This is a genomic window from Granulicella rosea, from assembly GCF_900188085.1.
In the GTDB taxonomy this organism is placed as follows: Bacteria; Acidobacteriota; Terriglobia; order Terriglobales; family Acidobacteriaceae; genus Edaphobacter; species Edaphobacter rosea.
The window spans coordinates 64,537-90,592 of sequence record NZ_FZOU01000004.1; the positions used below are offsets into that span (position 1 = coordinate 64,537).

At 63.2% G+C, this 26,056-nt stretch carries 22 protein-coding genes and 1 tRNA gene; 7 read left to right on the forward strand and 16 right to left on the reverse strand.

Features of this window, described 5'->3' with window-relative positions:
* Positions 1 to 53 precede the first annotated feature (53 nt).
* The 12 genes from CHB87_RS22750 to CHB87_RS12190 all read right to left on the reverse strand — a co-directional run bounded on the left by CHB87_RS22750 (position 54) and on the right by CHB87_RS12190 (position 13,029).
* Positions 54 to 233 carry a DUF5522 domain-containing protein gene (locus CHB87_RS22750; RefSeq protein WP_089408724.1) on the reverse strand — a complete coding sequence of 60 codons (180 nt, stop codon included), beginning with the start codon at positions 231 to 233 and terminating at the stop codon, positions 54 to 56.
* On the reverse strand, positions 230 to 4,723 hold the full coding sequence (locus CHB87_RS12140; protein ID WP_089408725.1) for a DEAD/DEAH box helicase: 4,494 nt from the start codon (positions 4,721 to 4,723) through the stop codon (positions 230 to 232). Before CHB87_RS12140 ends, CHB87_RS22750 begins: the two co-directional genes overlap by 4 nt.
* A gap of 49 nt (positions 4,724 to 4,772) precedes the next feature.
* The gene (locus CHB87_RS12145; RefSeq protein ID WP_089408726.1) at positions 4,773 to 5,930 is read right to left on the reverse strand and encodes a GGDEF domain-containing protein; all 1,158 of its coding nucleotides are present in this window, start codon (positions 5,928 to 5,930) and stop codon (positions 4,773 to 4,775) included.
* Positions 5,931 to 6,141: 211 nt separating this feature from the next.
* Positions 6,142 to 6,723 (reverse strand): KdsC family phosphatase, encoded by a 582-nt coding sequence (locus CHB87_RS12150; protein WP_089408727.1) that lies wholly within the window; start codon positions 6,721 to 6,723, stop codon positions 6,142 to 6,144.
* 71 nt (positions 6,724 to 6,794) lie between these two features.
* Positions 6,795 to 6,998, reverse strand: a complete 204-nt coding sequence (locus CHB87_RS12155) for a cold-shock protein (RefSeq protein ID WP_089408728.1) — start codon at positions 6,996 to 6,998, stop codon at positions 6,795 to 6,797.
* 170 nt (positions 6,999 to 7,168) lie between these two features.
* Positions 7,169 to 7,477, reverse strand: a complete 309-nt coding sequence (locus CHB87_RS12160) for a YXWGXW repeat-containing protein (RefSeq protein WP_089408729.1) — start codon at positions 7,475 to 7,477, stop codon at positions 7,169 to 7,171.
* Between the two features lie 140 nt (positions 7,478 to 7,617).
* Positions 7,618 to 7,926, reverse strand: a complete 309-nt coding sequence (locus tag CHB87_RS22885) for a type II toxin-antitoxin system RelE/ParE family toxin (RefSeq protein ID WP_089408730.1) — start codon at positions 7,924 to 7,926, stop codon at positions 7,618 to 7,620.
* On the reverse strand, positions 7,923 to 8,180 hold the full coding sequence (locus CHB87_RS12170; RefSeq protein WP_176441720.1) for a ribbon-helix-helix domain-containing protein: 258 nt from the start codon (positions 8,178 to 8,180) through the stop codon (positions 7,923 to 7,925). The genes CHB87_RS22885 and CHB87_RS12170 overlap by 4 nt, the downstream gene beginning before the upstream one ends.
* A 96-nt stretch (positions 8,181 to 8,276) precedes the next feature.
* Complete coding sequence (locus tag CHB87_RS12175; RefSeq protein WP_245817965.1) at positions 8,277 to 8,897, reverse strand: hypothetical protein; 621 nt, start codon at positions 8,895 to 8,897, stop codon at positions 8,277 to 8,279.
* 95 nt (positions 8,898 to 8,992) lie between these two features.
* Positions 8,993 to 9,367 carry a RelA/SpoT domain-containing protein gene (locus CHB87_RS12180; RefSeq protein WP_089408733.1) on the reverse strand — a complete coding sequence of 125 codons (375 nt, stop codon included), beginning with the start codon at positions 9,365 to 9,367 and terminating at the stop codon, positions 8,993 to 8,995.
* A 24-nt stretch (positions 9,368 to 9,391) separates the two neighbouring features.
* Positions 9,392 to 9,718: a GrlR family regulatory protein gene (locus tag CHB87_RS12185; RefSeq protein WP_089408734.1), complete on the reverse strand. Its 327-nt coding sequence runs from the start codon at positions 9,716 to 9,718 to the stop codon at positions 9,392 to 9,394.
* Between the two features lie 68 nt (positions 9,719 to 9,786).
* Positions 9,787 to 13,029 (reverse strand): vitamin B12-dependent ribonucleotide reductase, encoded by a 3,243-nt coding sequence (locus tag CHB87_RS12190; RefSeq protein ID WP_089408735.1) that lies wholly within the window; start codon positions 13,027 to 13,029, stop codon positions 9,787 to 9,789.
* A gap of 478 nt (positions 13,030 to 13,507) precedes the next feature.
* On the opposite strand from CHB87_RS12190, the gene CHB87_RS12195 reads away from it, so the two are divergent.
* Entirely contained in the window at positions 13,508 to 13,966 is a 459-nt protein-coding gene (locus tag CHB87_RS12195; protein WP_089408736.1) for a MarR family winged helix-turn-helix transcriptional regulator, read from the forward strand.
* A 60-nt stretch (positions 13,967 to 14,026) separates the two neighbouring features.
* Here CHB87_RS12195 and recG read toward each other — a convergent pair whose 3' ends face one another.
* Positions 14,027 to 16,429, reverse strand: a complete 2,403-nt coding sequence (recG, locus tag CHB87_RS12200; RefSeq protein ID WP_245817966.1) for an ATP-dependent DNA helicase RecG — start codon at positions 16,427 to 16,429, stop codon at positions 14,027 to 14,029.
* A 336-nt stretch (positions 16,430 to 16,765) separates the two neighbouring features.
* Between recG and CHB87_RS12210 the strand changes: the two genes are divergently transcribed.
* On the forward strand, positions 16,766 to 17,026 hold the full coding sequence (locus tag CHB87_RS12210; RefSeq protein WP_089408737.1) for a hypothetical protein: 261 nt from the start codon (positions 16,766 to 16,768) through the stop codon (positions 17,024 to 17,026).
* A gap of 111 nt (positions 17,027 to 17,137) precedes the next feature.
* Here CHB87_RS12210 and CHB87_RS12215 read toward each other — a convergent pair whose 3' ends face one another.
* Complete coding sequence (locus CHB87_RS12215; protein WP_089408738.1) at positions 17,138 to 17,713, reverse strand: thioredoxin family protein; 576 nt, start codon at positions 17,711 to 17,713, stop codon at positions 17,138 to 17,140.
* A gap of 134 nt (positions 17,714 to 17,847) precedes the next feature.
* On the opposite strand from CHB87_RS12215, the gene CHB87_RS12220 reads away from it, so the two are divergent.
* The 3 genes from CHB87_RS12220 to CHB87_RS22275 all read left to right on the forward strand — a co-directional run bounded on the left by CHB87_RS12220 (position 17,848) and on the right by CHB87_RS22275 (position 22,541).
* Positions 17,848 to 21,612 carry an Ig-like domain repeat protein gene (locus CHB87_RS12220; protein ID WP_176441721.1) on the forward strand — a complete coding sequence of 1,255 codons (3,765 nt, stop codon included), beginning with the start codon at positions 17,848 to 17,850 and terminating at the stop codon, positions 21,610 to 21,612.
* 57 nt (positions 21,613 to 21,669) lie between these two features.
* Positions 21,670 to 22,140, forward strand: coding sequence for an HNH endonuclease (locus tag CHB87_RS12225; protein ID WP_089408740.1), 471 nt, complete (start codon positions 21,670 to 21,672; stop codon positions 22,138 to 22,140).
* Between the two features lie 236 nt (positions 22,141 to 22,376).
* On the forward strand, positions 22,377 to 22,541 hold the full coding sequence (locus CHB87_RS22275) for a hypothetical protein (protein WP_176441722.1): 165 nt from the start codon (positions 22,377 to 22,379) through the stop codon (positions 22,539 to 22,541).
* Between the two features lie 40 nt (positions 22,542 to 22,581).
* On the opposite strand, the gene CHB87_RS12230 is transcribed toward CHB87_RS22275, so the two are convergent.
* The gene (locus CHB87_RS12230) at positions 22,582 to 23,037 is read right to left on the reverse strand and encodes a response regulator (RefSeq protein ID WP_089408741.1); all 456 of its coding nucleotides are present in this window, start codon (positions 23,035 to 23,037) and stop codon (positions 22,582 to 22,584) included.
* 755 nt (positions 23,038 to 23,792) lie between these two features.
* A complete protein-coding gene (locus CHB87_RS12235) occupies positions 23,793 to 24,707 on the reverse strand; it encodes a PhzF family phenazine biosynthesis protein (protein ID WP_089408742.1) in 915 nt (304 codons plus the stop codon).
* 327 nt (positions 24,708 to 25,034) lie between these two features.
* On the opposite strand from CHB87_RS12235, the gene CHB87_RS12240 reads away from it, so the two are divergent.
* The gene (locus CHB87_RS12240) at positions 25,035 to 25,691 is read left to right on the forward strand and encodes a peroxiredoxin (RefSeq protein ID WP_089409077.1); all 657 of its coding nucleotides are present in this window, start codon (positions 25,035 to 25,037) and stop codon (positions 25,689 to 25,691) included.
* Positions 25,692 to 25,766: 75 nt separating this feature from the next.
* Positions 25,767 to 25,842: transfer RNA gene (locus CHB87_RS12245), tRNA-Cys, on the forward strand.
* The last annotated feature ends 214 nt before the right edge of the window (positions 25,843 to 26,056 follow it).

A 26,056-nucleotide genomic window follows, 5' to 3' on the forward strand; every position in this document is an offset into this window, starting at 1 on the left:
TTGCAGCTGACGGCTCTCGAAGAAGCCTTTCCCCAACATCCAGTCACGAAACATCAAGTCTGCCGAGCCTCATCGAGCACATCGCCCTCCGCATCGCGGTAAGGACAGTGCCGGCAATCCGACTCGCAGCAGTACCCGCGCTTCCGGTGATAGCTCTCCGTAAACACACAAAAAGGCCCTTCGAAGTAGAAGTCCTCTTCATCGAGCTGTCGCGGCTGAATCGGTTCGGTCACTGAAACAATCGTAATGGCGCATCCGCCTGTCGCGCCGCCGCTGGCGCAACTTCATTTTCACCGGACGAACCTTCGCTCACCCGCGTTGTCTTCGCCCGCACCACCGCCTCGGCATCCGGCACATACGCCCCATTGCGATAACGCACCGTCTTCCCCGGCGCGGCCGAGACCCGATCCCCCGGCACGGCAATCCCGACAAGATTCATCGGATCGGCGCCCGCAACCATAATCTCCCGCTCCGACGCCTGACTCCGGCTAGCCCGCAGGCTCTCCACCGCCTGCGGCAGCGCAAACTGCTCCCCGCCAAACCCCGAGACGAACCGGCCACCCCGCAGTTCTCCCCGCGCCTCCAGCCGCCGCAAAATCGGCAGCAGATCGCGCCACTTCGGCGCATTCGACTCCCGCCCCAGTAGATCGCGGAAGAGTACGCCATAGCGGCAAAGCAACATCCTCGCCGCCGATTCCAGCGCAGCATCCGTGCGCCGCGCCGCCGCAATCGCCTCCTGCTGGGTCGGCCTGCTTGCCGGGGCAGACGCCTCGTCGCACAGTAAAGACCATCGGCCTGCGGTCGTACGAGCCTGCCCGCGTTTCGCCAGACTCGCCGGCTTCGGTTCCACCACCGCAGCCTTGCGGCGCGGATCCATCATCGCGCGAAGCTGGTCGAAACCGTCGGCCGACGCCAACCCGGCCGTCGCCAACTCCCAAAGCGCATGCTGCGTCTGCTGCTTCGTCAGACCGGTCACCCGCTGCAGATCGGCGCTGAAGCACGCCCCACGCTGCCGCAGCAGCTCCCGCACCTGTAGCGCCTCGGCGGACAGCGCTCGCGCCAGCACACCCTCATCCACACACTGCGCCGCCAGCGCATGCGGCAGCCAGTCCGCGCTCTCCCGCAGATAAAACGTGATCGGCGCCGCGTTCGTCGGGATCACCCGGCGTGGCGCGGCCCCATCGCCCGCCGACCAGGCCGGATGCGGCGACACACGTCCCCAACCCACGACGCCCGCCAGACAAAGCGCATCCAGCCAGCGCGGATCGTACTCCGCAACCCGTGCCGGCAACAAAGTTCGCTCCCACTCGACCGCAGGAGCTTCAAACCCTTCAAGCTGCTCGAGCGCGGCCAATACGCCCTCCTCGCCCGCGAGCTGTGTCTGCGGCGCAAGGTGCTGCCAGCCCAGCAGCCAGCGCAGGAAGACCGCCGGCGTCACCGGCTCGATCTGCTTGCGCAGCGTTCCCAGCGTCAGCCGATGAATGCGCTGCAGAATCCGCCGCTCGCACCACTCCTCATCCAATGGATCGCTCGCCGCCGCATGTTCGAAGGCTCCGCGGAGCAGCAGCCCCTGCATCTCCATCGCGAGAAACGCCTGATGCAGCGCCGACGCCGGAAGGCTCAGCCGCAGCGCCAGCATGTTCGCGGTTACCGGTCCGAGAATTTGTAACCATCCCTGTACCAGTTGCCGAACAGCCTTTTCTTTTGTAACCTCTTCCGTTGCAGATATGCCTTGCCACAGCGTCGCCGCCTGGGAAAGACGCTCAGTCGCTACCCAGCACGGCATCTCATCGCACAGGACGGTATGCACCCGCCCGGCCCGCACCAACCGCTCGTAGAACACCGGCCAGTCGCGCGCCTCTTCGGTATCGAGCGCGGCCAGCGGCAACGCGACCAGCGACAGCAACAGATCGTGCAGCTCATGCTCATCCCGCAGGTCCGGCCAGATCTGCGCCCGCACCGTCTCGATCGCAGCCGGGTCGAGCCGTCCCGCATCCTCGGCCGCCGACGCAGGCAGACCCCGGCGCAGTGTCGTCGCCCGTGCGCGGCGTTCTTCGGCCCCAGCCTCGTCGAGATACGCATACGGCATCGCGTTGATCAGCTCGTGCGCGAACTGGCTCGGCACGGGGGTGTCGACAGCAAGGCAACGAATCGTTCCCGCCGCGATTCCCCGCAATACCTCCTTCAGCCCTTCGAGGTCCATCGCCTCGCCCAGAACATCCTTCATCACCTCGCGCACCAGCGGGTGATCCGGGATCTGGATGTCGCCAACGATGGTCTCAAAGCACGCAGCCGCCTGCGGAAAGACGTTCGCCATCAAATCGTCCGAACGCGTCCGCTGAATCTGCGGCGCGATTCGCTTGCCCTTGCTCATGCGCAGCAACTGCAGCGACCGCCCAGCCGCCCAGCGCCAGCGGTTTTTGAAGATCGGACTCGCGATCGCCGCCTGCTCCAGCAGATCCTGCGCGGTCAGCTCCGTGAGGAACTGGAAGACGTCGGCCAGGGGAAACGAATGCTGCTCGGCCAGCGAGATATTGATCCCGTTGTCCGTCGCCGAGGCCTGCAGCTCGAAGTTGAAGCCACGGCAAAAGCGCTTGCGCAGCGCGAGCCCCCATGCCTTGTTCACCCGCCCGCCGAAGGGCGCGTGCAGAATCAACTGCATCCCGCCGCCATCGTCGAAGAAGCGTTCGGCGACGATCGTCGTCTTGCTCGGCACGGCTCCCAGCACAGCGCGCCCGGCCACCACGTAGGCGACGAGCTGAAGCGCGCCGCTGGCGCATACGCCGCACTCTTCCGTCAAGAAGCGAATCGCCGCCGCCACCTCTGGATTCGTCGTCCGAACGCTCGCCGGCGCGACGCCGGCGGTCCGCGCGGAGATCTCCTCGCGCAGCTCACCGACGCCGTCCGAGAGCACAGCTGTCCTCTGCGGCGCCTCGCCCTCCCAGAACGGGATGCTCGGCGGCGCGCCATGCGCATCCTCCACCAGCACCCGGCCAACTGACTCGACCTTCTGGATCCGCCAGCTATTGTTGCCCAGCAGAACGACGTCGCCCGGCGAGGAGTCCACCGCAAAGTGTTCGTCCAGCGTCGCGATCTGCACGCCCTCCGGCTGCAGAATGACGGCAAAAAGATTCGTGTCGGGAATCGCGCCGCCGTTCGCGATCGCGGTCATCCGCGCGCCGCGCCGCGGATGCAGATGCCCCTGCACCCGATCGCGCAGCAGGTATGCGCCATAGCGTCCACGCGACGATTCGATCCCCTCATGGAGCAGGGTCAGCAACTCCTCGAAGTGCGTGCGCGTCAGGTCGCGATATGGATAGGCCCGCCGCACGACGTCATACAAAGCCGTCTCGTCCCAGGGCTCGGCGCCGCAACAGGCGACCAGCTGCTGCATCAGCACATCGATCGGCGCCTCGGGAACCTCCAGCCGGTCGAGCTCCCCGGCACGCATCTTGCGGATCAGCGCGGCCTGCTCCATCAGATCGTCGCGCGTGGTGGCGAAGAAACGCCCCTTGGGGATCGCGCCGCGCCAGTGCCCCGCCCGTCCTACGCGTTGCATCGCCACCGCGACCGCGCGAGTGGTATTGATCTGGCACACCAGGTCCACGTCGCCAATGTCGATGCCCAGCTCGAGCGAGGCCGTCGCGACGAGAATCTTGATCTCTCCGTTCTTCAGCCGCTGCTCCGCGTCCAGCCGCAACGTGCGCGAGAGCGATCCGTGATGCGCCGCGACATGTTCGATTCCCAGCCGCTCCGCCAGCTCAAAGGAGATCTTCTCCACCAGCCGCCGTGTGTTGACGAAGACCAGCGTGCTACGGTGCTGCTCCGTCACGGCAGCCAGCTTGTCGAAGATCTCCTGCCACATCACGGTCGTTGCGATCGAACCCAGTTCGTCCGACGGAACCTCGATAGCGAGGTCCAGATGACGGCGCTGGCCCACCTGCACAATCTTTGCCGGCACGCGCCCCGGCCCAACGCCCGTGAGAAAGCTCGCGACCAGCTCGATGGGATTCTGCGTCGCCGAGAGGCCGATGCGCAAGGGCGGCGTGCCGTGGCCCATCAGGAAGCCGCCGGGCGTCAGCCGGTTTTCGCCGCATACCAGCGCCTCCAGCCGCTCGATCGACAACGCCAGATGCGCTCCTCGCTTGTCGTCCGCAATGGCGTGGATCTCGTCGACAATCACTGTCCGAACGTGGCGAAGGTTCTCGCGCGACTTTCCAGCGGTCAACAATATATAGAGAGACTCCGGCGTGGTCACCAGGATGTGGGGCGGATGCTTCAGCATCGTCAGCCGATCCTTCGTCAACGTATCGCCGGTACGCACGCCGGTGCGAATCTCCGTGCTCAGATAACCGCGTTCCAGCGCGAGCTGCTGAATCTCGCGCAGCGGCTGGTCGAGGTTCTTCTGTACGTCGTTCGAAAGCGCCTTTAGCGGCGAAACATACACCACCTCCGTCGACGGCCCCAGCGTCCCGGCGATCGCCTTTCGCAGCAACTGGTCGATGCACACGAGGAAAGCCGCAAGCGTCTTGCCCGAGCCGGTCGGGGCGGAGATCAGCGTGCTTTCCCCCGCCAGAATGCCAGGCCAGCCCGCCTCCTGCGGTTCGGTCGGCGTGCCGAACCGGCCCACGAACCACTCCTGCACCACGGGGTGCGCCCACGCGAGCGACGCCGGAATCGCAGGCGGCGGTGTCGCTTCGTCGAGGGTTGGAGCTACCGTCATGCGATGATTGTAGCGCGATATTCGTTCTTTGTTCGCCTAAATTGAGAGATTAATCCACAGACCGAATGCAGTTTCTGCCAGCCGCTTTGGCTTGGTAGAGCGCCTCGTCGCCACGGCGAAAAAGATCGTCCAGCGTGTCTCCGCGTCCGCGAAACATGGCAACGCCGAGACTTATCGTCACCTGAACGTCCAGATTCCCTGCGCGCGAAGGAGCCGACCAATGGGAGACTCGCTCGCGCAGACGCTCTGCGATGGCGGCCGCGCCCTCCAGTTCGCAGGCCGGCAGAAGCATCACAAACTCTTCGCCGCCCCAGCGCCCGAGGGTGTCGCTCGGCCGAATCTGCTCCTGCAGCAGGCCCGCGATTGCGCACAGCACGGTGTCGCCGGCCTCATGCCCATGCCTGTCGTTGATCTCCTTGAAGTGGTCGATGTCGGCCATCAGCAGCGAAAAAGGCTCGCCCGAGCGCTGGCTGCGCGAGAGCTCCTTCTCGCAGAGAAGTTGAAAATTTCGCCGGTTCGCCGCGCCGGTCAGCGAGTCCGTGGACGCCAGATGCTCAAGCGTGAAGCGGAGCTTCGCCGTCGTCATCCAGAAAAAGCCGAGGGCCACGCCCAGGGCCGTTCCGAGGTAGATGATGACGCTGAAGAACTGCAGCTCGCTCGGCGCGAGGATGTCCTGGGCGATTCCGTGCAACCCGACCGCCGTGCTGCGAAAGACATTGAACGCAGCGAACGCCGCCAGCACCGCCCCTGTATACCAGGCCGGCGCGCGCAACCCACGCTCCATCCGGCGAAAGAGATAGAACGCGCTCTGCCCCGCCTGCGCAGCCACCAGCAGGTCGCCGAAGACGATCCGCATCTGGTGACTGTTTTGCACATAAGTGAAAAACAGGGTAGTGGGCATCCACAAGCCCAGCAGAATGAGGCTTACCCGGGAAAACTTCGACCGGCGCTCGGACAGTTCCAGGATAGCGGACTGAACAAAGACATACGCCAGGATCGTCAGCCCGTTGGCGACAAAGCCGGTGAGAAACTCCGGCGCCTTGCCCGTCAGCGTCAACAGCGTCGTGCTGATGGTGCCGCAGGCAAACGACCCGGCAAGCCAGCCCAGCCCCTTGAGGAAAGGGTTGCTGAAGCGTACGGCGAAGAAGGCCAGGCAGCCGCCCGTGATAATGATCGAAGCTGCGGCGAGAACAAGGCGCGTTTCCATCAAACTCCGGGAAGAAGGCCGATCTCAAGCGCGGGCCCGTACAACATGAAAGATAGAAGATGTTGCAACTACTATACGAGGTCGAACCGCTGCCGAAAATGTCTTTCCCAAAGCAGGGTATCCGCCAAGACAATCGGCCTGGCGGAGGTCGAATCCGCAAAGATAGAGACGAAGAATCGCCGCTCCCTGAGCACATGGCCCGGAGCGGCGCCTACATACTTCCGCTGCCGATGTCCGACGACCGAGCCGCTGGGTCGTCCTCATCCAGGTACTGTTCGATGACCCCGTCGAGCGAGCCCTGCGCCGTCAAGATGTAGTCGATCGCATCCCGCCCCGCGCCGTCTCCGCCGGCGTTCGGCGTAATGTAGTGCGCCATGGCTTTGATCTGCGGACGCGCATTCGCCGGCGCGATCGCCAAGCCACACACCCGCATCACCGGCAGATCGACAATATCGTCGCCCACATAGGCCATCTCGTCGAGCGTGACGCCGGCCTTGGAGGCGATCTCCTGCGCTGCGTGCAACTTATGCGCCTGCCCCTGGTAGACGAACTCCATCTTCAGGTCGCGCATCCGGATCGCCACCGCCTGCGACTGCCGCTTCGTAATCACTCCCACACGCAGCCCGCCCAACCGCGCCAGCGATATGCCCAGCCCGTCGTGCGCGCTGAAACCTTTGAACTCCACACCCGATCCGTCAGGCTGGGGGATGGCCGAAATTTCGCCATGCGTCAGGACGCCGTCGACGTCGAATACGAGAACTTTAATGCGCCGCGCGCGATCTTCAGGGGTCATGCATTCAGCATACGGTTTAAATGGAAATGGCTGCAACCACGAGGGTTGCAGCCATGATTCCGGTCAAAGGGTTAGGCGGCCTGGATGTTCGAAGCCTGCTTGCCCTTGGGTCCCTTGGTCACTTCGAAGGTCACTTTCTGACCTTCCTGCAGCGACTTGAAACCGCTCGAGGCGATTGCGGAGTAGTGCGCGAAGAGATCCTCGCTGCCGTCGTCCGGGGTGATGAAACCAAAACCTTTTGCGTCGTTAAACCACTTCACTGTTCCAGATGCCATTTGATACTCCCTGCTTGACCGGTGTGCCGCTCAGCATCTTCTATACTACGAGGGTTTTGCCCCGGCGCGGCATGAATCGACGGCGAAATGCGAAATAAAGCGAATTCGATTTAAAATGGGAAACGGGCCGAATCGGCCCGTTCCATACTAAAACGCTCTGCGGAGTGGGGTTAGCGCCAGTGGCCTTCGCGCCAGACGTACCCGCCGCCACGATGATCCCAGTGGCCCTCGACCCAGACCGCGTGCGGATGCGGCGGACGCTCATACGCTCCCGGAACCCAGACATAGCGGTTGCCGTCCCAGCGGTGATAACCCGCATGCCATGCCCAATCACGATGCTCCGGCGGCGGCGGCGGCACCGTCTCCACCACACGCGGAGGCGGAGGTCCAATGCGGACGACAATCTGCGCCTGCGACGAAACGGCCGATCCAACGGCCAGAAGAACTGCGGTTGACGCGATAAGGAGTTGATTCTTCATGTTGCCTCCGGTCTTACTAAGCCATTCAGACGCAAGGTTGGAGACGAAAGTTGCTGTGCGGAGTGAACGATTTTCGTCAATCTGTCCATGAGCATGTAGCCCACAAACCCGCACTTCCCGTCTAAAGTTGCGCAATCCGTTCAACGAAAGCGCTGCTTCAGGAGTCTCCGGACATTGCGTGAAGAATGTACGATCGCAAGCACTCGAAGCGGGTCCGTCTCGCGCGCGTACACGATCAAATAAGGATTCACTCCGTGGAAGAAGTAAGGTAGCTCAGTTAGATCGCTCCTGCGATGCCCCATGCCTGGCATTACAACCAGCCGCTCAATAGCGATGAGTATCTGCTCCTGGAGTTCTTCGGCGGCGTCTATGCCCGAGTGCTCTTCCCGATAGGTGAGAATCTCATGCAGATCGAGGATGGCCTGCGGTGAAAGCTCGTATCCGCTCATCCCTTGCGAGCGGCCCGAAGCTGCGCCAACACGTCGCGCACCCTGTCGCCGGGGATGCCTTCACCACGGTCGATCTGCGCCATGCTCTCAGTGAGCCGGCGATCCAGATCGGCCTTCTCCTCAGCCGCCCAGATCTGATCCGCTTTGAGAAGTTCGAGCGCGGACTGGATCACTTCGGCCGGATTGGCGTAGAGGCCACCGTCGATCTCCTGCTGAATGAACTGTTCGGCTTGTGGGTCCAAGGTGAGCGTCATGGGTAGAGTATATCGAGTCCACGGGATTTCGGACAAGCTCATCCGCCGCGTCCTAGATTCAACCTGCGAATCTGGGTACAGCATAAAGCTCTAACTTTATTCCGATTTTATATTTCCTAGTGCTTTGCGAGCATTTTCGAGTTGTTCGTCAAACCCATCGTGGACGACGAGGCGAGCCTTCTTAAACACAGCGAGCGCAGCTTGGTCGCCTTTTTTTGCAAGGAGTATAACCACTAAATAAAGAACGCTGACGCCCGGAAGAATGTTTGCTGGTTTTCCGCGGCGATCCCAGATGCTCTTACATAACTCTACATATTCAATGATTGCATCGCGGTGGACCGCCAACGAGTTCCGCAGTTCTTCTAACGTCCTGAGACCCGCAGCTAAGACAAGTTCAACTTGAGGTCGAAAGCTTTCTGGGGTTTTCTCACTTTGCAGCTCTAGGTTTCTAATTTTTGCAATCTTGGCGTCAAGTTCTTTTACAAGTACATCTTGTGCGGTAAAGCTCTTTAAAGAAACTTGATCAATCGCTACGTCTGACATGTCAGGAACTTGAGCTTCGAGACGGACCGACACAGACCTTTCATATTCGAGCTTTTTCTTCCTCATATCCAGAAATTCTGAGTCCGCCAGGTCAAGCAGTCCGGCCAATCTCGAAAAACGCCTTTTTATGTTTCTTGGTAACTGATCTTGAAGGTCATACCAATCATGCTCCATCTCCGCCCACGCATGCTGCAAGATAGACCGGATTTGAATTTCTATCTTCTCTCCCGCGTATCGTTGATATTCGCTTAAGCTTGCACGGGCTTTATTTATAGAGCAGACATAGTGAAGAGACAGTATGTAAATTTCTCGGGATCTTCTTGTATTCGCTTATCCACCGAATGCTCTTGATCAACTTCAAATTCTTTGCCAATGAGCGCCGCAACCCGGTCAACTTCATCTTCGTAATAGGTAATAATTCGAAGACCCAATTGATCGGTGACTTGATCGAGACGCTCGTAGTTCTTTCGCTTTGCTTTATCTTCCACCTTTTGGGCTTTTTTTACTCGATAGCTAACAGAGTGAACTCGAACGTCTCGATGATTCAAAATCTCTTCAACGAGAGAGTGCACTTTCTTGCCGAACGCCTCCAACATGGATTCTTTTACTAAAAACTCTTTGAGTATTTCGCTGACATCGGACATCAATGACTCCGTTGCAGTCTTATTTTACGACCTGCGAGTTAGTTTTGCCCCGAAGCTCATGTGTGGCATTCCCTTCGGGTGCCCTTGAGCGGTTGCGCTATCACCGTCTATGACGCCGGCGAGATTTAATTCGATGACCTGTCCCTGCGTCCGAAAGACACTTATATAGCCTTCAATAAAAGGAAATAGAGTTAGATCTACGATAAATTTATCGGAGAATTCCGTGTAGGTTCCCACGTAGTAGTAGCCAGCGTCGCCGCCCCACAATTTACCATTGTCCAAAAGCAGTACTCCGCCGCCAAACATTCCGGCACTGCTACCGAATTCCACGGTCCAAAATCCATTTAACATAAGCAAATTTCCTTTTAAAGAGGAGCGGTCGCTCTTTTGCGACCGCTTCCCTCAAACCAACGCATACTTTAGCTGCAACCACTCGTGCTGCCGCAGGACATGCAGCGGTAGCAGCTTCCGCTCCGCGTCATGATCGACCCGCACGTTGCGCAGCTGGGGCTGTCGCCCATGTCGTAGAGGTCCTTCATGGCGTCGGCTGCGTGGTAGATGCCGCGGTCTTCGAGCGACAGCGGCGACGTGCTGGCGCTGGCGGAGAAGTTCAGGCCGTTGCTGGCCTGCAGGTCCGGGGCGATGCCGCCCTTCGGGGCCGAGCGGTCGTCGAAGTAGTGCTCCGGCATGGAATGCTGGGGCGCGGCAGACGAAATACGGGGGTCCTTCGCTTCGCTCGGGATGACGGAGCTTTGCGGCGAGTCCACAATTCCCTGCACCGGGATCGCCGGGGCCAGGCCTGCGAACAGGTCGAGCTGAGTGCCCGAGAGGAAGCGGAGCTGGATCCAGCGGAAGATATAGTCCATGATCGACTTCGCGTAGCCGATCTGCTCGTTGCCCGTCCAGCCCGAGGGCTCGAAGCGGGTGTGCGCGAACTTCTCGCACAGCACCTTCAGCGGCACGCCGTGCTGCAGCGCCAGCGAGACGGCGGTCGCGAATGAGTCCATCAGGCCGGAGACGGTCGAGCCCTCCTTCGCCATGCGGATGAAGACCTCGCCCGGCTGGCCGTTCGGGTAGAGGCCGACCGTGAGGTAGCCCTCGTGCCCACCCAGACCGAACTTGTGCGTCACCGACGCACGCTCGGCCGGCAGGCGGTGACGGACGGCGCGGGGCGGCGCCTGCGAGTCCAGCGCGTCGGCGTTCTGCATCGACGCCTCGGCCAGCTTGGCGAGCTGCGTCTTCAGCGCGGCGATCTCTGCCTGCGACTGCGCAAGCGCGGCATGCGTCGCGGCGACGGCGGCGGCATCGGCGGTGACCTGCGCGGCTGCATCGGCGACCTTCGCATCCGCATCCTTCTTCTTGTCGGCTTCGGAAGAGACGTTCAGCGGCTGCGTGCCCTTCGAGCCATCGCGATAGATCGCGACCGCCTTGATGCCCTGGCGCCAGCTCTCGAGGTAGGCCTCGGCGATGTCGTCCACCGAGCACTCGTGCGGCAGGTTCACCGTCTTCGAGATCGCGCCCGAAAGGAACGGCTGCGCGGCGGCCATCATCTTGATGTGGCCCATGTAGTGGATCGAGCGCGTGCCCTTGGCCGGCTTGAACGAGCAGTCGAAGGTCGCGAGGTGCTCGGCCTTGATGGCGGGCGCACCCTCGATCGTGCCTGTTGCGTCAATGTAGTCGACGATGGCGTTGATCTGGTCTTCGGTGTAACCGAGCTTGGTCAGCGCGCTGGGCACGGTCTGGTTGACGATCTTGATCATGCCGCCGCCGACCAGCTTCTTATACTTCACGAGCGCGAGGTCGGGCTCGACGCCGGTCGTGTCGCAGTCCATCATGAAGCCGATGGTGCCGGTGGGCGCGAGGACGGTGACCTGCGAGTTGCGGTAGCCGAACTTCTCACCCTGCGAGAGCGCCTTGTTCCAGGCGTCGGCGGAGGCTTCAATCAGCGCGTCGAGATTCTGCACGCGGAAGGGCTCGGCGCTGGTCCGCGACTTGCCGATCTTGTTGACCTCAGCCCGGTGCATGCGGATGACGTCGAGGAACGGCTCACGGTTGACGTAGAAGCCGGGGCAGGCGCCGCCGGTGATCTCGGTCGCCTTGCAGATAGGGGTTGCGGCGGCGAGCGGCGGGCACTGCTCGGCGATCACGGCGGACTGATAGTACGCGTCGCCGCAGAGGATCGCGGTCAGCGTACCGGCGAAGTCGCGGCCGGCGTCGGAGTCGTAGGGCAGGCCGAAGGCCATCAGCAGCGCGCCAAGGTTGGCGTAACCGAGGCCCAGCGGGCGATAGTCGTGCGAGTTCTTCGCGATCATCTCGGTCGGGTAGCCGGCCGAATCGACGATGATCTCCATCGCGGTGGTGACGATGGCGATGCCGTGGCGGTAGCTCTCGATATCGAACTGGCCGCCGGGCGAGACGAACTTCAGCAGATTGAAGCTGGCCAGGTTGCAGGCCGAGTCGTCCAGGAACATGTACTCCGAGCAGGGGTTCGACGCGTTGATGCGGTCGGTGTTCTTGCTCGTGTGCCACTTGTTGATGGTCGTGTCGTACTGCATGCCGGGGTCGCCGCAGGCCCAGGTGTTCTCGGCGATCTTGCGCATCAGCTCACGCGCCGGCGCGGTGTGGACCGGCTTGCGATCCTTGACCGTGCGGGTGGAGAAGTCCTGATCCTTTTCGACCGCGGACATGAACTCGTCGGTCACGCGGACGGAGTTGTTCGCGTTCTGAAAGAAGATCGAGCTGTAGGCCTCGGAGTCCGGACCGGACCCGTCATAACCCGCCGCGATCAGCGTGAAGGCCTTCGCCTCTTCCTTGCTCTTGCACTCGATAAAGTCGACGATATCCGGGTGATCGACGTTCAGCACGACCATCTTGGCCGCGCGGCGCGTCTTGCCGCCGGACTTGATGACACCCGCGAAGGCATCGAAGCCGCGCATGAACGAGAGCGGACCGGAGGCCGTGCCGCCGCCCGAGAGCGTCTCCATCGAACCGCGGATGGAGCTGAGGTTGGAACCGGCGCCCGAACCCCACTTGAAGAGCATGCCCTCGGTCTTGGCCAGGGTCAAAATGGAGTCCAGCGAGTCCTGCACCGAGTTGATGAAGCAGGCCGAGCACTGCGGCTTCGAGTAGCCCGTCACCGAGAACTCGATCGCGCAGGTGTGCGGATTCCAGTGCCAGTTCTGCGCGTCGGAGTTCGGCTCGAGACGGTCGCAGCCGACGTTGAACCAGACCGGCGAGTTGAACGCAACCTTCTGATTCAACAGCAGATGCACGAGCTCCGCGTAGAAGGTCTCGGCGTCGGCGTCGGAGGCGAAGTAGCCGCCGGCGATGCCCCAGTCGCGGATCGACTCGGCCACGCGGGTGATGAGCGCGCGCACGCCGGTCTCACGCTCTGACGTGCCAACCAACCCGTGGAGATATTTGCTCGCGACGATGTTGGTCGCGGTCATCGACCAGTCCACGGGCGACTCCACGTTCTTCTGCTCGAAGATGAGCTTGCCCTTCCAGTCCTGGATGACGGCGTCGCGCAGCTCCCACTGCACCTGGTCGTAGGGGCTGACGCCAGGCGTGGTGAAGTGGCGGTCGAAGCGCAGACCGGGAGCGGTGTGGGCGGGGGCGGCGACGGTCTGGGTATCCGGGGTCTGGTGCAGGGTTTCGGCCATGTGAGGGGTTCTCTTTCTGAAGCGTGAAATTTGGCGGGCAAGGCCCGGAATGCAAGGTCGAACGCGTTCGATCGCTGGGAGTTCCGGCCGGGGGAGGCTGGGCCGGAGTCGGGAGCGTTTGCTTGCGCCTGCTGCTGTGGTGCGTTAGGGCAAAGTTAGTCCGCCCTATAGGGTGTGTCAAGTGTAAAACATCTACAGGTTGTGTTGCTTAGGTAAATACCCCCAAATCGGGCCGATGAGCCTCCTGAGCCTCCGAAAATGGGAGGATCTGCTGTGAATAATCTGCGAGAGGCGCATGGGAGGCTGATTTGCGGGTTGTTACCCGGCGGAATTTCATCGCCTTAGCTACGGTACGAGGCTCCGAGCGCCCGCGCAAGCGTGGATTTCGGTAGGATTTCGATGAACAGTGGATAAACGGGCGGCAATCCGCATCACACGGAGAGCGCCGGAGTTGATACCGTGTAAGCAGGAGATTGCCGTGACCTCGAAGCTGCAGTTGGAGATCAAGCAGACCAAGCCGTTCCTTCATGTGAAGGAAGAGGTCCTGCTGAATCTCGCGCGCACAGCCGCCGTGGTGCAGCATGAGCTTGAACAGCGCATGCGCCCGCACGGACTCTCTTCGACCCAGTACAACGTACTGCGGATTCTGCGCGGCGCGGGCGAGACGGGGCTCTGTCAGTACGAGATTCGCGACCGCCTCGTGGCGCAGGTGCCCGATGTGCCGCGCATCCTCGCACGCATGGAGAAGGCGCGCTGGATCACACGCACCCGCGGCAGCGGCGATAAGCGCGTCATGATGGCCGCGATCACCGGCGAAGGCCTCCGGCTGCTGGAGCAGATGGATGGGCAGGTATCGAGCTGGGCCGATGGCATGATGACGCGGCTGACCGGGGATCAACTGAAGGAACTGAACGAGTTGCTGGCGCTCGCCCGCTGAAGGTTCCGGTGGAAGCGTGGGGCTTCAGCCCCATGCTTCCACCCGCAAGACCTGACGCCGCTAAGCCTCGACCAGCCCATACCGCCTCTGCCACTGCAGCTTCAGCCGATCCCAGACGCCGGCGGCCTCTTCCGCCGACATCCCCTGCTCTCCGCCGTCGACGAATCGCGCCGCCTCCACCTTTGCCAGCTCCAGCACATCGCGGTCGCGGACGAGGTTGGCCACGCGAAACTCCGGCAGCCCGGCCTGCTTCGTACCGAAGAACTCGCCCGGCCCGCGCTGTTCGAGGTCCAGCTCCGCCAGTTTGAAGCCGTCCTGCGTCCGCGTCATCGCGGCCAGCCGCTCCTCGGCCGACTCGCTCACCTTCGCGCCCGTCATCAGGATGCAGAAGCTCTTCGCCGCCCCGCGGCCCACGCGCCCGCGCAACTGATGCATCTGCGCCAGCCCGAACCGCTCCGCATGTTCGATCACCATCAGCGTCGCGTTCGGCACGTCGACGCCGACCTCGATCACCGTCGTCGCGATCAGCACGTCGGTCTCGCCGCGCTGAAACCGCCGCATGGCGACCTCCTTGTCGTCGGCCGACATGCGTCCATGCAGCAGCCCCAGCCGCAGACCCTCCAGCGGCCCGGCGCGCAGTTCGTCGTGCATCTGCGTCGCCGACCGCAGCTTCGCCTTCTCGAACAAAGCCTGCTGTTTCTTGCCCTTGGCCGGTTTCGGCGCATCCTCCGGAGCGTCAGCCGCAAAGTCCAGCTCCGGTTGATCGTCCTTCGCACCCTCGATCACCGGGTAGACGATGTACGCCTGCCGCCCCAGCCCGACCTGCTTGCGCACGAACTCCCACACATCGGCGGCGCGCTCCTCGGTCGTGCGCCGCGTCACGATCGGCGTCCGCCCCGGCGGCAGCTCGTCGATCACGCTTACGTCCATGTCTCCGTATAAGGTCAACGCCAGGGTGCGCGGAATCGGCGTCGCCGTCATCACCAGCACATCCGGGTCGACCATCTCGCCCTGGGCATTCGGCTTCTTCATCAGCTTGAAGCGCTGCTGCACGCCAAAGCGATGCTGCTCGTCGACGATCACCAGACCGAGATTGGCGAAGTCGACCTTCTCCTCCAGCAGCGCATGCGTGCCGATCACCAGCTCCGTTTCGCCGCGCAGGATGCGGCCTCGCGCCTGCCGTTTTTCCGCTATGTCGAGCGAGCCGGTGAGCAGCGTCACCCGGTACGGCTTGCCCGTGCGCGGCGAGACGACGTCCCGCAGCAGCTTGCGCGCCGAGAGATAGTGCTGCGTCGCCAGAATCTCCGTCGGCGCCATCAGCGCGGCCTGGTAGCCGTTTTCGATCGCCACCAGCGACGCCTGCATCGCGACGATCGTCTTGCCGCTGCCGACGTCGCCCTGCAGCAGCCGCCGCATCGGCTGCGGCTTGCGCATATCGGCGACGATCTCCCCCAGCACCCGCTTCTGCGCCCGCGTGGGATGAAACGGCAAGACCTGCTTCAGCGCCGTGCGTACGCCGTCGCCCACGGCAAACTGCGTGCCGACGCGCTCGCGCAGCTTGCGCCGCTTCAGCTCCAGCCCAAGCTCCAGGTAGAACAGCTCCTCGAAGATCAGCCGCCGCTGTCCTGGCGTCGCGGCGGACATGAGATCGACCAACTGCGTTCCCGCCTCCGGAAAGTGGACCGACCGCAGCGCCGCCAGCCGCCCCGGCAGCCGCAGCCGCTCCAGCATCGCCGCCGGAAGCGTCTCCTCGACTTTGCCCTTCTCGATCCTGCCTTTTTGGTTGTCATCCTTCGCGGAGCGGAGGATCTGCTTCTCACCCTCCGCAAAATGCCCGTCATCCTGAGCGGAGCGAAGGACCCCTGTATTTGTCTTTTGCTCTTCGCCGGAGGCTCCAGCCAGCTCCTCCAGCACCGTCCACATCACCTGCCGGGTCCACTTCGAGGTCAGCTTCGCGCCCCACGGCGTCGTCCCGCCCAGCGTGGAGTAGACCGGCACGATCCGCCCCACCTCCAGCATCGCCAGGTCCATCGCCGGCCCGTTCAGCGAGGGCAGCAGCTCGAACTGCGGCTGGATCATCTTGAACCGGCCCGCGCCGCCCGACCGCGACGGCTCCATCCTGCCGTAGAGCGCGACCATCTGGCCGAGGCGGAATTTGCCCTCCAGATGCCGCCCGTTGAACCACATGCACTTGACGGTCTGGAGTCCCTGCCCGACCGTCACCTCGAAGATCGTGCCCGTGCGCGTCGTCAGCAGCCCCGAACCCCGCACCTCGCCGATCACCGACGCCATCTCCCCCGCCACCAGCGCCGAGATGGGCTTCGGGTTCAGCCGGTCCTCGTAGCGAAACGGCAGATGGTAGAGCAGGTCCTCGACCGTCTCCACGCCGCGCTCGGCGAGCTTCTCCCCGATGCGCTCGCCCACGCGCTTCACATATTGGATCGATGTCGAAAGTTCCAGCACACCCCGATCCTACCAAGTCCGGGTGAACAGCCTATCGCCCCACGCCCGAGATCGAGATCGTATCCGGCGACGTGACCGAGTCGCTGACGATCTGTGCGTGACGCGACAAATATTCCTATACCGGCAAAATGAGTCGAGTTCACGTAATTCATGCTGTTGCTTGGCATGGCAGCCTCATCACGAAGAGTCGCTCAGGCGGCAGGCTCCATGGAGAAACGAACAAATTCCGCCCGGATTTTCGCCTGCTCAAAGCGGTTCCAAATCTCCCCGGCACGCGCCCCGAAAAAGGCATCTCTTCATTACACGACGGCAAAGCCGTCAAGGAGACGATTCAAAATGACCGATTACCGCGTACAGCCCGGCGAAGCGAAAGAAGATCAGGTAACAGCAGCGATCGAAAAGGTCACCTCGCAGATTCCTTCCAGCATCTACCTCGGCGCCGCGATCACCTCGATCATCGCGTCGATCGCGCTGAACCAGAGCGGCAAGAAGCACGAGGCGCTGTACGTCGGCCAGTGGGTCGCGCCGTTCCTTCTCCTCGGTATCTATAACAAGCTGGTGAAGCAGCTTGGCTCGGATGCGACCGCGCACCAGTAGACAAGATTCCTGTCAGTCGCAAGAGATAAGAGATAAAAACCTGACGTCGATCTTCAAGGACCAGTACGGATTCGATCCGTGCCTGTTCTTGAAGATCGGCGTCGAACCGTCTTAGGACTCCCGCCACTTGATATTGCAACCGATGCTGAACCGCTGGTCCGGGCTGGGCGTCTTGCCTGCGATCACCTCATCCAGCGCTTTGCGCAGGTCTTCGCCGTTGACCGGCAGGTCGTTGCCCGCGTCTCCGCGCCGCGGCCGGCTCGAATCCAACTGACCGCGATAGACCAGCTTCATCTCCGCATCGAAAAGGAAGAAGTCCGGCGTGCAGGCTGCGTCGTAGCTGCGCGCAACCTCCTGCGTCTCGTCGAACAGGTACGGGAAGCGGAAGCCGAGCCGCTCCGCCTGCGCCTTCATCTCGTCCGGCCCGTCCTGCGGATAGGCGACAATGTCGTTCGAACTGATCGCCGCGATGCCGATCTTGCCCTCGTAGTCCACGCCGATCCGCGCCAGCTCCGCCTCCAGATGCTTCACATACGGGCAATGCACGCAGATGAACATCACCAGCAGCCCCGGCATTCCGGCGGCGACATCGTCACGGCCGATCGCCTTGCCGCTCACTACATCCACCAGCTCAAACGGGGGCGCGACCGTCCCCAGCTCCACCATCGTCGACTGCGTCTTGGACATAAACACCTCGGTTCCATCATATGTCCCGCGCCGGGGGGCTGCTGTTGTGCGTCGATCTGCCGATCAAAGTAAGTATTGATCGTTACGGTCTCAACGCGTATCGTGGTCCGACTTCCATGCCAATGAAAAATCTCGTGTCGCGTCTTTTTCCGGGCCTCCTTGCTTCCACGCTCACCGCCTGCATGGGTACGATCGCCGCACTGGGGCAGACCCCGGCGCTGGATGTATCGGCGCGCGTCTCAGCGCATCCGGATCTCGCCGCCCGGACGCGTCTCTCCGGCCACGTACCCGCCTGGGTCGCGACCGCGCAGGATCTCGGCAATGTCTCGCCCAGTCTGCAGCTCGATCACGTCACCGTGACGCTGACGCGCCCCGCCGCGCTCGAGGCCGCCTTCCAGCAACTGCTGAAGGATCAGCAGGATGCGTCCTCGCCCCGATATCACCAGTGGCTTACGCCGAAGCAGTCGGCCGAACTCTATGGCGTGCCGCAGGCCGACTCCGACGCCGTCGCCGCCTGGCTGCAATCGCAAGGCCTGCATGTGGATTCCGTCTCGCCCACCCGCCAGTTCATCACCTTCAGCGGCGCGGCATCGAGCGTCGCCAGCGCCTTCAGCGTGCAGTTGCACAGCTTCAACCACATGGGTCGCACGGTCTTTTCGACCACCTCCGAGCCAGCCGTTCCCACCGCGCTTGCCAGCGTTATCCTAGGCGTCACCGGCCTGTCCGAGGAGTACCTGAAGCCCGCGCACACCGTGATGCCGACCCAGACCCGGCAGACCGCGAGCAACTCCATGGCGCCGGACGTTAATCTCTCCGGCGGCACGCACTGGATTCTGCCCGCCGATTTCGCCGTCATCTACGACGTGAACCCGGTCTACAACGCCGGCATCAACGGCAGCGGCCAGCACGTCGCCATCATCGGCGCGTCGCGCGTGCTGGCGGCCGATATCTCCGGCTTCGAGAGCCTCGCTGGCCTCTCCAGCGCGCAGCCCAACTCCCTGCTCACCCCTGGCAGCAGCGACCCCGGCATGACCTCCGACTCCGCACAGGGCGAGGCCACGCTTGACGTCGATCGCGTCATCGGCACCGCGCCCGGCGCCACCGCCGACCTCGTCCTCATCAGCTCATTGCTCAACACGCAGATCCTCTCCTCGCTCAGCTACATCGTCAACACGCTCAACGATCCCATCATCAATATGAGCTTCGGAAGCTGCGAGGCGACCTCCAACCAGTCCACCTTCAACAGCTTCAACACCCTCTTCGCGCAGGCCGCCGGACAGGGCATCTCGATCTTCGTCTCGTCGGGAGACTCCGAGTCGGCAGGCTGCATGACCGCCGGCGGACCCTATACCGCGAACCTCGCCGTCGCCAGCACCAACGTCCTTTGCACGCCGTACGTCACCTGCGTCGGCGGAACCCAGTTCGCCGACACCACCAGCCCCTCTACCTACTGGTCGTCGACCAACGGCGCCGGCAACAACCTCTCCGCGCTCAGCTACATCCCCGAAGGAGTCTGGAACGAGCCCTCCAGCACCACGAACAACGTCACCACCTATGTCGTCGAAGGCGGGGGAGGCGGCGCCAGCACCTACGCGGCCAAACCCACCTGGCAGGTGGGAACCGGCGTCCCGGCGGACAGCGCGCGCGACACCCCCGACGTCTCCTTCTCCGCCTCCGGCCACAACGCCTACCTCGCCTGCCTCACGTACTCGGGCGCCGTCTGCCCGAACTACGTCACCGGCTTCGGTGGCACCTCCGCCTCCGCGCCTTCGATGGCCGGCATCATGGCGCTGGTCAATCAGAAGACGGCCGTTCGCCAGGGCCTGTTCAACGCAAAGCTCTACCAGCTCGCGCTCACCACTTCGAACGGCGTCTTCCACGACGCCACCCCGGCCACCAGCGGCGTCACAAGCTGCTCGCTCACCGTCGCCAGCACCTGCAACACCAGCACGCCGGGAACCTCCGGCCTGACCGGCGGCCTCTCCGGCGCGGCGCTCACCACCGGATACGACCTCGCCACCGGCCTCGGCTCGATCGACGTCTCGAAGCTCATCAACGCCGTCGCCTCGCCCCTGCCGGCCACGACGACGAACCTCGTCGCGACGCCCACGACGATCAATACGAATCAAACGGCTACCTTCAAGGCGACCATCAGCTCGACCTACACGGTCTTCACCCCGACCGGCACGGTCACCTTCAGCTCCAACGGCAACAGCCTCGGCCCGGTCACGCTGGTCAACGGCGTCGCGACCCTCCCGGCGCAGGCCTACCCCACGGCCGGGACCTATGCGATCCTCGCCACCTACTCCGGCGACGGCAACTTCGCCGCCTCGGCCGCGACGCTCAGCTTCGTCGTGACCGCAGCGCCGGCCAACACGCCCACCATCACCCTGGCGGGCTCGACCGGGACGATTCCGCCGACCCAGAGCGTGACCTATACCGCGACCCTCGCCAGCTCCGCCGGAACCCCCACCGGAACCGTCACCTTCTATAACGGCACGAACGTCCTCGCCGCCGCCGTCGCCGTGGTCGCCGGCAAGGCTGCCTTCGGTCCGACGACCCTTATCCCCGGCTTCTACAGCGTCACGGCCGTCTACTCGGGCGATACGAGCTTCAACGGCGTAACCTCGACCGCGGTCCCTCTCATCGTCACGGGCGTGCCGACCAGCATCATTGCCATCCCCGCAGCCGCCTACTACGCCACCACCAACTCCAGCATCGCGCTGCAGTCGAACCTCGACCTATATAGTTCCACCGGCGTCACGGCAGGCACGCCCACCGTCGGCCCCACCGGCACCATCACCTACAACGTCGACGGAGTCAACGGCCCGGCGATCCCCATCGTCGGCTCGCTCTCGAACGGCGTCAGCTCCATCTACACCGCAACCTCGGCGGTCTACGTCTTCCAGGCGGCCGTCCACCATGTCACGGCCACCTATTCGGGAGACGCCATCTGGGCGCCCTCCACCTCGGCCATCTCCACCCTGACCGTAGGCGCATCCCTCACGACCACCACCGTCGCCCTGGTGACGCCGGGAACCGTCACGAGCGGCAAAACCACGCCCATCACGGTCACCGTCTCCGGCCTCGGCTCCGCCATCCCCGCCACCGGCCAGGTCACCCTTTCGGACTACCTCACCGGCGGGGGCACGACCATCCTCGGAACCTTCCCCTTCACCACGCTCGGCGCCGCCAGCGGGACGCTCAGCTATACGCTGCCGTCGCTCGTCACCGGCACGCACCAGATCGAGGCTGTCTTCAACTCCACCAACAGCGACATCAACTACCAGTCCTCGAACGGCAGCCTCTACCTCGTCGTCGCGCAGGGAGCGGGTCAGAGCTTCACCGTCAGCAGCTCGCCCACCACCCTGACCGTCGCCGCCGGCGCGACCACCGGCAACGCCTACACCGCCACCTACACCTCGGTCGGCGGATTCACCGGAACCGTCTCGCCCTCGCCCTGTACGGTCACGGCCAACTTCAGCGCCGCCACCGTGATGCCCTACTGCAACGCCTCCTACCTCGTCGCCACGGTGAACGCAACCACCCCCGGCACGAACATCTTCACCCTGACCACCACCAAACGCAGCGCCCTCACCAGCCCCGGCCTCGCGTGGAACCGCACCGGCGCCTTCGGCGGAGTCGCGCTCTCGGGTCTTCTGCTGCTCCTGCTGCCGCGCCGGCGCCGCCGCTGGAGCGCGCTCATCCCCATCCTTCTGCTGGCCGCCGGTCTGCTCTCGGCCACCGGCTGCGGAGGCGCGAGCTCCGGCTCCGGCGGCGGAGGAACTACCGTCAACGGCACCACCGCCGGCAGCTACACCGTCACCTTCGGCGGAACCACCGGAACCGGCGGCACGGCCATCACCGTCACCACCAGCGTCACCCTCAACGTGCAGTAGACGCATCGCGCCGGGCACTCCCCCGCCGGCGCGCAACCGGATATCCTCGTTAGCAGCATGCCTGTGCCTCGCACACTTCCGGGCGGCCGCGTGGAGCCGCACATCCTCGCCCGCGGACCGAACGGCCTGCCGCTCTGCCGCTGGTGCGATCTCGAGATCCTCGCCAAACGCCGGCGCACCTTCTGCTCCGACTACTGCGTCCACCAGCACCGCCTGCGCACCGATCCCGGCTATCTCCGCGACCAGGTCTTCGCACGCGATCGCGGCCTCTGCGCCCTCTGCCAGGCCGACACCGTCGCCATCTACGCCGCGCTCAAACGCTCCCGCGGCGCCGCGCGCGAGGCCGGCCTCTCCATCTACGGCATGAAGACCATCCACGCCCGCCGCAGCCTGTGGGACGCCGACCACATCCTGCCCGTGGCCGAAGGCGGCGGCCAGTGCGACCTCGACAACCTGCGCACCCTCTGCCTGCCCTGCCACCGCGAGGCCACCGCGCAGCTTCGCCTTCGCCTGCGGAGACAGGCCTGATTCCTTTTTGCCAGGACTCGCCGGATCTCATCCGGGCGCCTGGCGCGGGTCACGCCGTTCCATAACGACGCGGAATGTTCGTTAGATACAAAGATGTTACAAATGGCTGGCAACCCCGCTCCAGCCGTGCGTTATGTGCAATGGGCGATCGATCCCCGGACCACCCCGCATGCTTTACCTGTGTCTAACAACGTGAACGTCCGCACGCAAAGTTGAGAAACAGGAGTACCGGGCCCATGCCGCCGTTGCGCGACTTTATCCCCAAACTACACCGTGAGAACGAATCCATCTGCTCACAATGCTGCCAGGTCATCCGCACCTCGCCTACCGCGCCCACGCTCGAGCAGGCTCAACAGCAGCATCGCTGCAAGGTCTTCAGCTTGAACACCGTGCTGCGATAGAGACCGGAACGCCGACGTCGGCCAGCGAAAGAAATCTACCCTACGAGGCCCGAGCGGTCGTCTGATCGGCGACCATCGGCTCGTAGTCGTACGCCGGCGCCGGTGCAACGGCCTTCTTCGGGCCGCGCTTGCGTGCGACCAGCACGCGCACCCGTTCCAGCAGCTCCGCCGCGCTCGACGCGCCCTTGGGCAGAAACGCGTCCGCCGCGATCGCGCGGTCGAACGAGCTGACCGTGCCCGAGACGATCATCGCCGGCAGCGCGGGCTGTATATGCTTGGCGCGCCGCACCAGTTCGTTGCCATCCATCTGCGGCAGCAGCAGGTCCGTCAGCAGCAGATCGATCGAACCGGGCGTCGACTGCTGGATCACGTCCAGCGCCTGCCGCGAGGTCTCGCACGCAATCACCTTGTACCCGCGAGTTTCGAGCAGGAAGGTGCGGACGGAGAGTACCTGTTCATTGCTTTCAACGCAGAGGATGGTCTTCTTGGGGCGCATGGTCGGTTTCCACTTTCTTCGCCGCGGGGTTGGCGCGTGCGATCGGATTGAAGGCCGGAGCGGAGAGTAAGTCCCCGGCTGGTTGGCCTGGGCGCGTCCCACTCTCCGGGATGCGGCGTGATGTCTCCCTCGGCCTCGCAGGCAGGGCGTCTTCGGCGCAGGTGGGGGCGTCCGGGCCCGGGCGGCTCGGTGGAGACAGGCGGGAACGGCCGGAGAGCGAGGCTCTCCTGTCCGCTCCCGCCGTCTCGACTGGGAGACGTGCGGGATCAGTGCCCCCGGCTGCGCAGAAAAATCGCTGTCTGCGAGGCCGCGGGTGCGAGAGAGGCCGTCAGCCGGGCGCAGGTTGCGCTCGCAGACAGGGTCCGGGCGCAGGGGTTCCACGGCTGCGAGTGCAGGTGGATCGGGAACCACCGTTGGCGTACGCGTGGCGTAGGCCGCAGGTCTCCCGTCCGGCTGCGGATGCAGTCAGCAGAGCATGCGTCGGGGTCCGCGACTGCACCTTGCAGTCAAGCTTCTCTCAACTCAAATTGTCAGAAAACAGGCGAAAGCTTTTGGCGCTTCGGGAACCTCGGCAACCCTTGGGGCGGTCGGCGTTCCCTCAACGCTTCCCAACATTACGAAGCGCAAAGCGACTGCGCAACTGGCGAAGAAATGGCGAAATCGCTGTGGATTAGAACCTACTCATCCACCGCGCTTTCTGAGAAGCGCGTCAACATTGGCGTTTCGCGCATCCTCCGCTGTGTAAATCGGGTGCATCACGGCAGGATAAGGCGTCCATTTGCTACAGGAATGGTGCGTCCCGAAACGAACACGTCTGTAACTTCCCATTCACGAACGGTCGCGCGGACCTCGATCCGCGACGGACGCTGCATCTCAACGCCCTGCTCGAAGACGACCGTTTCGCCGCTCGGCGCCAGACCGTGCCGGACCAGCCAGGAGATCGCGCAGCCGGAGGCCGAACCCGTCGCCGGATCCTCGCCGTTGCCGAACTGCATCCGGCAGTGCCAGTCGGCTTTATCGGATGCCTTGTCCGCGCGCGTTAGGGTGTAAAAGAATTTTGCGTCCGTGCCTCTCAGATAGGCCTGCGCGGCGCCCTGCGGGATGTGGAGGCGTCCGGCGGCCTCAAGCGACACGAGAGGCACAATGCAGAACGGCAGCCCCGTGGAGACGGTCTGGATCGGCTTCGTCCGGTCGAGATCGTCGAGCGCCAGCCCCAGCGCCCGCGCGACAGCGGCTGGATCGTGCATCATGCCGAAGGTAGGGTCGTTCTGCCGCATCGTCGCGTAGACGCCCCGCTCTCCCGGTGCCGGATGCCGGAATCGCACCGGGATCGGCCCGACGTTCAGCCGCAGAACGATCTCGTCCGCGCCGGCCAGCGTGGGATGGTTCAGGTAAAGCCAGCTCGCCGTGCCGAGCGTCGGATGCCCGGCGAAGGGCAGCTCCTCCTCGGTGGTAAAGATGCGCACGCGAACGCTCGTTTGCTCCCCTTCATCCGGCAGGATGAAGGTGGTTTCGGACAGGTTCGTCTCGCGCGCGATCGCCTGCATCTCGGCCGTCGACAGGCCGCGCGCGTCGGTGAAGATGGCAAGCATGTTGCCTTCGAGCGGGCGCTCGGCGAAGACGCCCACCTGGGCGTAGTCCAACAGGCGGTCCTGGCGCAGGGTTGACATGGAAAGCTCCTGAGTCGTATTGTTTGAGAACCGCACGACGAGGCAAAACGGCCTCTACGCCAGATTACTGGCGGCGGTAAAAGTTTAGGAACTTTTATGACGATGAACTTCACCACCGCCTGTACCTGCTGCCGTTGCTGTCGCAACGAGTGTGCGCTGGCGTGTGGTTGAGCGATTCGAAGTAAGACGAAGTCTTCGAAACTCTTAGAAACCCACCTAGGCGCGACTGCCGGGTGGGTTTTTGCTTGGGCCCTTACAAACGCTGCGTCAGACTGCCAACTCAAACGAACGCCGGGGATGAGCCCCGACAGACAGAAAGAGAAGATCATGTCACTCCGCATCAACGATATCGCTCCCGACTTCACCGCAGAGACCACCCAGGGCACGATCAACTTTCACGAGTGGATTGGCGACAGCTACGCCGTGCTCTTCTCGCACCCTAAGGACTTTACCCCGGTCTGCACGACCGAACTGGGCGCGGTCGCGACGCTCGAGCAGCAGTTCGCCGCGCGCGGCGTCAAGGTCATCGGCCTCTCGGTCGACAAGGTGAGCGACCACAGCAAGTGGGAGCAGGACATCAAGGACGTCAGCGGCGCGACGGTCAACTTCCCCATCATCGGCGACTTCGACCTGAAGGTCGCGAAGCTGTACGACATGCTGGCCGCCGACGACAGCGATAGCTGCGAGGGCCGCACGCCGGCCAACAACGCGCCCGTCCGCACCGTCTTTGTCGTAGGCCCGGACAAGCGCATCAAGCTGACGCTGGCCTATCCGATGACCACCGGCCGCAACTTCGACGAGATCATCCGCGTGCTCGACTCGATCCAGTTGACCGCGAAGCACAAGGTCGCGACGCCGGCGAACTGGCAGCAGGGCGGAGACGTCATCATCACCGCGGCGGTTTCGAACGACGACGCAGCGAAGATCTTCCCCGGTTACAAGACGGTGAAGCCCTACCTGCGTACGACGGCGCAGCCCAAGTAAGCGTCGGCAACCGGTAGACGGACGATACGTTATAGAATCGAATCCGCCGGGCTTGTGAATGCCGGCGGACAATGAGCACCGATGGCGAAGTGGCTAACGCGCTGGTCTGCAAAACCAGTATTCATGGGTTCAAATCCCATTCGGTGCTCCAAAATCTTATGCCGCAGAAATTGAGGCGGACCAGCGTCAGTTGGAACTGAAGAGCAGATTCGTAGTTATGCGACCTACCTCGAAGCGATTTATGGTCCAGCCTTCGAAGTAGTTCGCGTGGTAAGCGCCGACAAGCTTCCATATCACTGGCAGATTAGAATTCTCGTCGAACCGATCGAAATCGTGAAGACTATTGATCTAACGTCTCACGACAT

Excerpts from the sequence above, each read along its gene's own strand:
- CHB87_RS12155 (WP_089408728.1), bottom strand. The coding sequence starts at position 6,998 with ATGGCATCTGGAACAGTGAAGTGGTTTAACGACGCAAAAGGTTTTGGT.
- CHB87_RS12145 (WP_089408726.1), bottom strand. The coding sequence starts at position 5,930 with ATGGAAACGCGCCTTGTTCTCGCCGCAGCTTCGATCATTATCACGGGC.
- CHB87_RS12215 (WP_089408738.1), bottom strand. The coding sequence starts at position 17,713 with ATGTCCAAGACGCAGTCGACGATGGTGGAGCTGGGGACGGTCGCGCCC.
- CHB87_RS12150 (WP_089408727.1), bottom strand. The coding sequence starts at position 6,723 with ATGACCCCTGAAGATCGCGCGCGGCGCATTAAAGTTCTCGTATTCGAC.
- CHB87_RS12180 (WP_089408733.1), bottom strand. The coding sequence starts at position 9,367 with ATGTCCGATGTCAGCGAAATACTCAAAGAGTTTTTAGTAAAAGAATCC.
- CHB87_RS12230 (WP_089408741.1), bottom strand. The coding sequence starts at position 23,037 with ATGCGCCCCAAGAAGACCATCCTCTGCGTTGAAAGCAATGAACAGGTA.
- CHB87_RS12140 (WP_089408725.1), bottom strand. The coding sequence starts at position 4,723 with ATGACGGTAGCTCCAACCCTCGACGAAGCGACACCGCCGCCTGCGATT.
- CHB87_RS12210 (WP_089408737.1), top strand. The coding sequence starts at position 16,766 with ATGACCGATTACCGCGTACAGCCCGGCGAAGCGAAAGAAGATCAGGTA.
- CHB87_RS12170 (WP_176441720.1), bottom strand. The coding sequence starts at position 8,180 with ATGACGCTCACCTTGGACCCACAAGCCGAACAGTTCATTCAGCAGGAG.
- CHB87_RS22885 (WP_089408730.1), bottom strand. The coding sequence starts at position 7,926 with ATGAGCGGATACGAGCTTTCACCGCAGGCCATCCTCGATCTGCATGAG.
- CHB87_RS12185 (WP_089408734.1), bottom strand. The coding sequence starts at position 9,718 with ATGTTAAATGGATTTTGGACCGTGGAATTCGGTAGCAGTGCCGGAATG.
- CHB87_RS12240 (WP_089409077.1), top strand. The coding sequence starts at position 25,035 with ATGTCACTCCGCATCAACGATATCGCTCCCGACTTCACCGCAGAGACC.
- CHB87_RS22275 (WP_176441722.1), top strand. The coding sequence starts at position 22,377 with ATGCCGCCGTTGCGCGACTTTATCCCCAAACTACACCGTGAGAACGAA.
- CHB87_RS12175 (WP_245817965.1), bottom strand. The coding sequence starts at position 8,897 with ATGGAGCATGATTGGTATGACCTTCAAGATCAGTTACCAAGAAACATA.
- CHB87_RS12190 (WP_089408735.1), bottom strand. The coding sequence starts at position 13,029 with ATGGCCGAAACCCTGCACCAGACCCCGGATACCCAGACCGTCGCCGCC.
- CHB87_RS12235 (WP_089408742.1), bottom strand. The coding sequence starts at position 24,707 with ATGTCAACCCTGCGCCAGGACCGCCTGTTGGACTACGCCCAGGTGGGC.
- CHB87_RS12160 (WP_089408729.1), bottom strand. The coding sequence starts at position 7,477 with ATGAAGAATCAACTCCTTATCGCGTCAACCGCAGTTCTTCTGGCCGTT.
- CHB87_RS12225 (WP_089408740.1), top strand. The coding sequence starts at position 21,670 with ATGCCTGTGCCTCGCACACTTCCGGGCGGCCGCGTGGAGCCGCACATC.